Here is a 6,679-nt window from a genome sequence, read left to right on the forward strand (position 1 = left end):
CGGCTGGCTCGCCCAGCGCCAGCGGCACCAGGAGCGCCTGCAGCACCTGGGCATCCAGTCGCTGGATCTACTCCCGGCGCAACTGCCGATCGCCCTGGTGAACCGGTATTTCGACATTAAACGCGCCGGACTGCTTTGATCCGGATCGGTGTCGCCGGAACCTTTTATGCCGCCGGCGGCATCCTCGGGTTCAGGCTTGCCCAACCGGATATTCCGGCTGCTCCGGGGTCTGATACTGTCCCAGCGCGACCCGGATCATGACAAGATCGGCTTGGTCTGACAGCAATACAAGTCAACGGCATCCGCCGCAGCAATTTCGCAGATCCATCTTCCGGTTAATCCGCTGACAGTCTACTGTGACGGCTCAAATAACGATTGAGTTCAGCGGGGCTCGCGCAGCTATGCGCGCCGAGGATGCTCCGCGATGCGCTTGAATAGCGGCTCTATGCCAGTTTTGCGAGGGCGGAGAGTAAACAAAGTCGCCGCTCCCTTCGGGACCGATTCAACCCGGACCATGAGGTTGATTTGGTCCGTATCTTTGCGCTCCTTCTCAAGCTGCTCTTCCTCGTCCGGCGAAATCTCGAATATGGCTTTCAGAAGGCTCTTGTTGCACACTAATCCGGCGAACTCCTGACGGCGCATTGGGTTTAGGTGAAGCGCTTTCCCCAGCTTGTAGCTCCCGTCACGGACCTCGGAGCCATGGAATTGCACCGATTCCTTCTTCGGATAGTGACAGGCAAGTGCATCCCGTATCTTCGCTTCAGCGTCGCTTGTATAACGCGCAAATACAAAGTGCACCTCTCCGAAGCGTGACATACCCGTCCCAAAGTCTTTGAAGCTGTCCGCAGGTACCCGATGGTAGCAGTTATCAACAGCCCACTTTTCCCGCTTCTCGTCCACCTCCTCTGCTAGGTAGTAGGATTTGAAAGCCATTGCGATCTGTCTCCCGCTGATTCCAACATCGTGAGGAACGATGAGTCGTGGCTTAGTGCCATCCTGCGCGACTCCCCTTCCCAGCTCAACGATCGCAGATGACCTGACAGCGCAAGAACTGGGCAACGGGAGCCTCGGCGGGACCGGGAGGCTCAATGGGTAGGTTAAGCTTCGCTAGAAGGGCGGCGGCTGAAATAGGTCTGTGCTGGTCGAGAATCGCCGCCTGGCTCAGCAAGAGCGCTTCGGTCAGGCTACTGTAGAGTTTCGGTGTATCGAGTTTTGCGCTTTCGCTGACTGCCATGAGGTACGCAAAGCGCTGAGACTTCCGGTGCCGGGCCAGCGGCAGTTTCACGGCCTTCCCGTATCGAGAAACGCTTTCTTCGTCCGCAGGAAAACGATCGATTTGAATGTCGCCCAGATCATGCGAGAGGGTTGCGCCATCCAAGAGTGCGGACAAGACCCGATACGCGGTGGCGCGAGGAACTGGACGGTCAAAAATAACCCAGATATGGACTCCCCGATTGCCGGAGAACTCGACGAGGTGCGGGATGGCGAGTGAGCGCAGGTGCGCAATCAACTGATCGACAAGCGGCAGAAGTCGATCGTCAATGATGCTCGCCCATCCGGCGTTACCGGCAGCTTGCTGCGCACTCTTCGTGACGTCAAAGTCAAAGCAAATCCAAGGTACACGGCCGTTGGACACTTGGTAAGCGCCAACACTGCCGCCGGTCAGCAACATATGCTTGACGACATTCGTGGTCAGCCGACGGCGCACCGTGCGATATGAGCCGTCCGGCTGCTGGAGTATATACGCACGTGCTGTCCCGACGAAAAGCTGACGCAGCCTGGCCGCAACCCGATCCAGGAGCGCGGCGTCCGGCCGGGCCACCGGAACTTCCGATGAGTCAATAGGGTTCATTGCGCATTCTGAGCAGGGCTGGGACGAATCGGCACGACAGGCTCTCCTCAAGAAGCAGCCTCAAGACGCCTGAACCACGACCGCACGGCGCTCGCGATCGGCGGCGTAGGCCAGGCAGGCTTGGATGTCGGCCTTTTCCAACTCCGGGAAATCGTCGATGATTTCGTCGGCGGTCATGCCGTCGGCGAGCCATCCAAGAACATCGTAGACGGTAATGCGAAGCCCGCGGATAACGGGGCGCCCACCGCGCTTACCTGGCGCTATTGCGATTCTGTCGATGTAGCCCATCGTTTTCCCCGTAGCAGTTCATTCCCGATTTTGAGATCCGCCAGTGAAACGAATTTCGCGGAAGGATCGCGAAGCCGTGCGCGCCGCTCGGCCAAGACGTCTTGGTGCCAATCCGGCGATTCTATCTTGGCGTCGGCGATCATGAGAGAATCCCAGATGGCTTCCAGGGCATCAATTCGCTCTGCGACGCTCATCTTGATGATTTCGTTGGTGTTCATGTCAATCACGCGGGTTCGGCGGATGCCAACCCGCGAGTACCCAGAGACGGCGGGCCGGTACGATATATGGGTTGTTGAGATTCAGCGCCGCGACGGTTGCGCGTCCGGTCGGTGTCAGGCCGAGGATGTGGGTGGCAGCCGGGTCCCAGGCGAAATGCTCCGCCCAACGCTGGCCCCGCGGGTTGAACAACGGCGCCTTCTGCCCGGTATTGGGGTCCGGTGCCTCGACTTGAATGCCCTTGTAACTGTTGCACCAAGCACAGGACAGCCAGAGATTCGATTCTTGCGAACTGCCGCCCAAGGCGCGGGGGACGATGTGCTCGACGTGCATCTGCGCACCGCTGACGCGTTGGTCAGTCTGGCAGTATCCGCAGCGATGGCCTGCCGCGACGGAAATCCGCTCGCGCAATGCCTTGGGCAGCGCATCGGCCATCAAGCCGCTGCCGCGTGCGCGAGCAGTCGTTCTCCGCTACGGATACTGAGTAGCGCGAAGGCGCGGGCCTTGCGCAGGGTGAGTTCGCCATAACGCTCCCGCAACAGTGCCAGATCCTCTTGCTCCTCGGCCGTCAGCGCGTCGGCACGCAACCCCAAGTCCGCAAGGCGCAGCCGGTCGGGCTCCGACATGCTGGACGTGGCGATGTCCATTAAGGTGCCATCGCCTAGCCAGGTCATCTCAATCAGTTGGGTCTGGAGCTTGGGCGGGCAGTCGTCCAATGGCGGCAGGGCCGCCTCCAGCAGCGCAACAAGTACCTGCTCCAAGGGGCGGTGCATGAGTCGTGCGGCCTGGCTTGCGTGTCGGACCAGGGACTCGGACAAATCCAGCGTAATCGTGGTCATCGCGGGTCTTCTTTGTTAATGGATGCAAGGCATTGAGGCTGGGGCGCGCGTATCCAGGCGTGACCGTAAGCGTTCAAACGCATCGCCCTCAAGCAGCCTGCCTGGCATCGAGTTCTTCGCGCAGCACCCGCCGCAGTGTCTGTTCCAGATCATTACGGCTTTGCTGCTGGTTGATGTGGACCTTCAGGGCCTCGTTGATCAGCGTCTGGTAGCTGCCGCCGTTTTCCGGAACCTGCTCCCTAAACCAGTCGACGACGGCTGTATCCAAGGAGATTGTAACGCGGGTCTTATCGCGCTCGGGGGTGATGGCTGGGCCACGGTGGGCCTGGCTGAAGTCGATTTCCTGATCGAGTGGGTCGCTATCGTCGTGTCGTTTCATAGTGTGCCAGCTTTATGGGCCGGGATACCGGCTCCGCTCTCCGTTCTTGGGTCGTCGCCCGGCGAGCGGAGATGAGACGTATGCTGCGGTCGCGCCAAGTATAGGCGACGATCAAGAGTCTCCCAAGGTCATCGACTCTGATGGTCGTGTAGCGTTCCTCAGCGTGTTCGCGATCTTCATGGATGAGCGCGTAGAGATCGGAGAGGACCGATTCGCAGTCGCGACAATCCACGCCATGTTTTGCCAGATTGGCTTTGAGTCCCACTCCCTAATTTCCAGTGCATCCTGGATCAGATCGCTGGCGGAGGTCAACGCTATCAGGAGTCTGAGATGGGGGCAACTGCGCTCGGAACAGGGCGTGAGTCGGGACACCAGGCGTAGGCGAAGTCCAGGCGCAACCCCAGTCTCCGCGGCGGCGGATCCAGAGCGAGGGCGGACTTGGTGCTGGTGGATCAGCACTTGCCCAAGGAGCTGTTCGCTGGCATGTTGGACGCGACGGTGACGGGGATCCTCAAGGGGCTCCGGCCGGATTGAAGCGCGGCCACCCCCGGCGCGTGAAGCAGATTCACGATCAACCCCCCAGGGCTCCATCCCATGCAGCGTTTTTTGCAGCGATCGTTCAGCGCATTGGTCCTCCTGACCGCCGCCCAGATCACCCAGGCGGCCATCCCCGCCACCCAGGTGATGACCATCTACAAGTTCAACGGCCCGGCCACGGTGCCCTACTACCGGGCGGAGGGCTTCACCGGCCCCGGTGCGCCGGCCGGCTCACTGAGCCAGGGCACCTCGCTGATTCCCTGCCTGGTGATCCGCGACGGCAAACCGCTGACCGACGATCAGGGAACACCCTATGTCGGTTTCGAGGTCGTCGTCGACCCACGCAAGGCGACGCGGGCCGACACCGAACGGTTCAAGCGCACGGTGGCCGAACGCGGCCAACTCCAGGTCCAGAACCACCACTGCGCGCCGGAGGTGAAGCAGGTCATCGACGTGCGCCAACTCTACGCCCTGAAGAAAGCGCCCTTCTTCGATCCGCCCCGCTCCGGCGGCAAAGACGACAGCACGGCCGGGGCGACGAATCTGGACCAGATCGTGCGCGCCTTTCACGCCTCCCCCCAATGCGAGGCCGCCAACCGCGCCCTGACCGGCCGGCGCGCGGCCCTGGCCAACGCCTGGGGCGAGTTCTCCCGCGCCAACGCACGCCTGGGCTCGGACACTGAACTGGCCCGTGCCAAACATCTGGATTATGTGATGCGTACGACCCTCTTCGAGGGCCACATCGGCCGCGGCTGCAACGCCTACGGCACCTGCGAGCGCAACGTCATCGCGCTGTCCATCCGCAACCGCGTCGTCGGCCAGTGCAAGAGCAACCAGGGCTGCGGCTTCCCCGGCGACTTCCAGGGTGCCGCCTCCACGGTGAACCAATACAACATCTGGGATGAGTACCTGACCCAGATCTCCGGACTCACCTCCTGCTTCCTGCGCCCCGATCTGGCCCAGGACGAGACCTACGCCAAGTTCCAGGCCATGTACACCCAGAACGTCGGTGACGTCGAGCGCATCCTCTACGGCAGCGAGGCCGACCTGAAGGAGATCTTCCCCGGCACCCCGCTCGCGAACCTCACTGAACTGCGCCACTACTATCACGCCCCCGCCATGGGCAAATGCTTCCCCCGGCACGACCGGGTCGAATACATGGCAGGCGCGGTCGCCAGTCGCGACGGCGACTTTGCGCTGATCGCCGACAAGCGCATCCAGGTCGGCAGTGCCGCCGACGGCGGTTATGAGTTCAAGGAATTTGTGTTCGAGGAAAAACCGCAGGGTGACGTCATCCGGGTTCTGGACACTTACCCCGGCTTCAGCGTCGACAAGCGCAAGGTGTCACTGCGTGACCCCGCCGCCTGCCCGCCCTATGGCGTCCCGGCCGGCTGCCGGTTCAAGGAGATCGGACGCTATCGCAAGACCCCGAGCTGGATCAACGACGGCCGGCCGGTCGAGGTCACCTGCCGGGTCAAGGACCGGGGCGAAGCCTGCGGCGATGGCGGCGGCAAACCCACCACCGTCCGCCTTGGCGGCACCTGCGACGTCGAAATGCGTCCGATGGCGGGGGTACGATAGCACGGTCGCGCTATCGCCTGTTGAGATCAAAGCCCTGTTTACCGGAGGCAGGATTCCATGAAAACTGAAACCGTTCCTTCGATCGATACCAGGAGGTTGCTGCGACACTGGTTGACCTGTGCCTCCGGGGCGACCTGGCTGCTGTGCTGCGCGCTTACGCATGCTGGGCCGATTTATGACGGCGCCTTGGGTACCAGTCCAGGGGCGCAAGGCTGGATCGCGTTCGTGCCGTCGGCAAGCGAATCGGTGGCGGCAGGTGCGGTGACACTCGATACGACAGCGGACACTATAGCCCAGGCAGGCTATATGTACAGCCTTCCGATCGATAGCGGAGCCGGCTTTACGCTCTCGTTCACCACCCAACTGCTCGCCGAGTCGCACACCGGCAACTCCAACCGGGCCGGGTTCAGCGTCATCTTGCTGGATGACGCGCACCAGGGCATCGAACTGGGCTTTTGGACGGATCAGGTCTGGGCGCAGGCCGTGGGCTTTACCAAGGCGGAGACAGCCGCCTTTGACACCACAGCCATGACGGACTATCTGCTGCGTCTGGACAGCGGCAGTTATGCGCTCTGGGCAAACGGCTCAGCGCTGCTGTCGGGCGCGATGCGGGACTACTCCGCGTTCGGCTTCCCGTACACCCTGCCCAACTTTCTGTTCCTGGGCGACGACACCACGTCCGCCTTGGCACGGGTCAGGATCGCCGAGGTTGGCGTGGTGGTTCCCGAGCCGCCAGCTTGGGCCCTGCTGTTCGGCGGCTTGCTGCTGCTGGCACGCCCGACCTGGACCTCGCGGTCGTCGTTCCACCCAACAGAAGCCGCCAGCCCGTAGGATGCGGTGAGGCACGGACACTGGTGGCGAAATGCCCGGAGAGCCCCGTAACCCCCTGGAAATATGATCGCGAGGCGCTGGGCTTCAATGGGTTAGTCAATTCGCCACCAGCCCGGTAGGTTGGGGTGAGGAACGAACCCCAACATCCCGGCCGCC

General features: G+C 62.0%; 10 protein-coding genes. 2 read left to right on the forward strand and 8 right to left on the reverse strand.

The window, feature by feature from the left end; translation table 11 throughout:
- Positions 1-399: 399 nt before the first annotated feature.
- The 8 genes from QZY03_RS03020 to QZY03_RS31945 form a co-directional block, all read right to left on the reverse strand.
- Complete coding sequence (locus QZY03_RS03020) at positions 400-933, reverse strand: hypothetical protein (protein WP_295578183.1); 534 nt, start codon at positions 931-933, stop codon at positions 400-402.
- A gap of 85 nt (positions 934-1,018) precedes the next feature.
- A complete protein-coding gene (locus QZY03_RS03025) occupies positions 1,019-1,852 on the reverse strand; it encodes a hypothetical protein (protein WP_295578185.1) in 834 nt (277 codons plus the stop codon).
- A gap of 60 nt (positions 1,853-1,912) precedes the next feature.
- Positions 1,913-2,140, reverse strand: a complete 228-nt coding sequence (locus tag QZY03_RS03030) for a DUF433 domain-containing protein (protein WP_295578187.1) — start codon at positions 2,138-2,140, stop codon at positions 1,913-1,915.
- The gene (locus QZY03_RS03035) at positions 2,113-2,358 is read right to left on the reverse strand and encodes an addiction module protein (protein ID WP_295578189.1); all 246 of its coding nucleotides are present in this window, start codon (positions 2,356-2,358) and stop codon (positions 2,113-2,115) included. The genes QZY03_RS03030 and QZY03_RS03035 overlap by 28 nt, the downstream gene beginning before the upstream one ends.
- 1 nt (position 2,359) lies before the next feature.
- Positions 2,360-2,791 (reverse strand): HNH endonuclease, encoded by a 432-nt coding sequence (locus QZY03_RS03040; protein WP_295578192.1) that lies wholly within the window; start codon positions 2,789-2,791, stop codon positions 2,360-2,362.
- Entirely contained in the window at positions 2,791-3,195 is a 405-nt protein-coding gene (locus QZY03_RS03045; RefSeq protein WP_295578194.1) for a hypothetical protein, read from the reverse strand. The genes QZY03_RS03040 and QZY03_RS03045 overlap by 1 nt, the downstream gene beginning before the upstream one ends.
- Before the next feature lie 88 nt (positions 3,196-3,283).
- Complete coding sequence (locus QZY03_RS03050) at positions 3,284-3,574, reverse strand: BrnA antitoxin family protein (RefSeq protein WP_295578196.1); 291 nt, start codon at positions 3,572-3,574, stop codon at positions 3,284-3,286.
- Positions 3,555-3,839: a BrnT family toxin gene (locus tag QZY03_RS31945; RefSeq protein WP_363169129.1), complete on the reverse strand. Its 285-nt coding sequence runs from the start codon at positions 3,837-3,839 to the stop codon at positions 3,555-3,557. Before QZY03_RS31945 ends, QZY03_RS03050 begins: the two co-directional genes overlap by 20 nt.
- Positions 3,840-4,168: 329 nt before the next feature.
- On the opposite strand from QZY03_RS31945, the gene QZY03_RS03055 reads away from it, so the two are divergent.
- Positions 4,169-5,692, forward strand: a complete 1,524-nt coding sequence (locus tag QZY03_RS03055) for a hypothetical protein (protein WP_295578198.1) — start codon at positions 4,169-4,171, stop codon at positions 5,690-5,692.
- Positions 5,693-5,749: 57 nt separating this feature from the next.
- A complete protein-coding gene (locus QZY03_RS03060; protein ID WP_295578199.1) occupies positions 5,750-6,523 on the forward strand; it encodes a hypothetical protein in 774 nt (257 codons plus the stop codon).
- Positions 6,524-6,679: the final 156 nt, after the last annotated feature.

Origin of the sequence: uncultured Lamprocystis sp. (assembly GCF_903933125.1) — a bacterium.
Lineage (GTDB): Bacteria > Pseudomonadota > Gammaproteobacteria > Chromatiales > Chromatiaceae > Thiodictyon.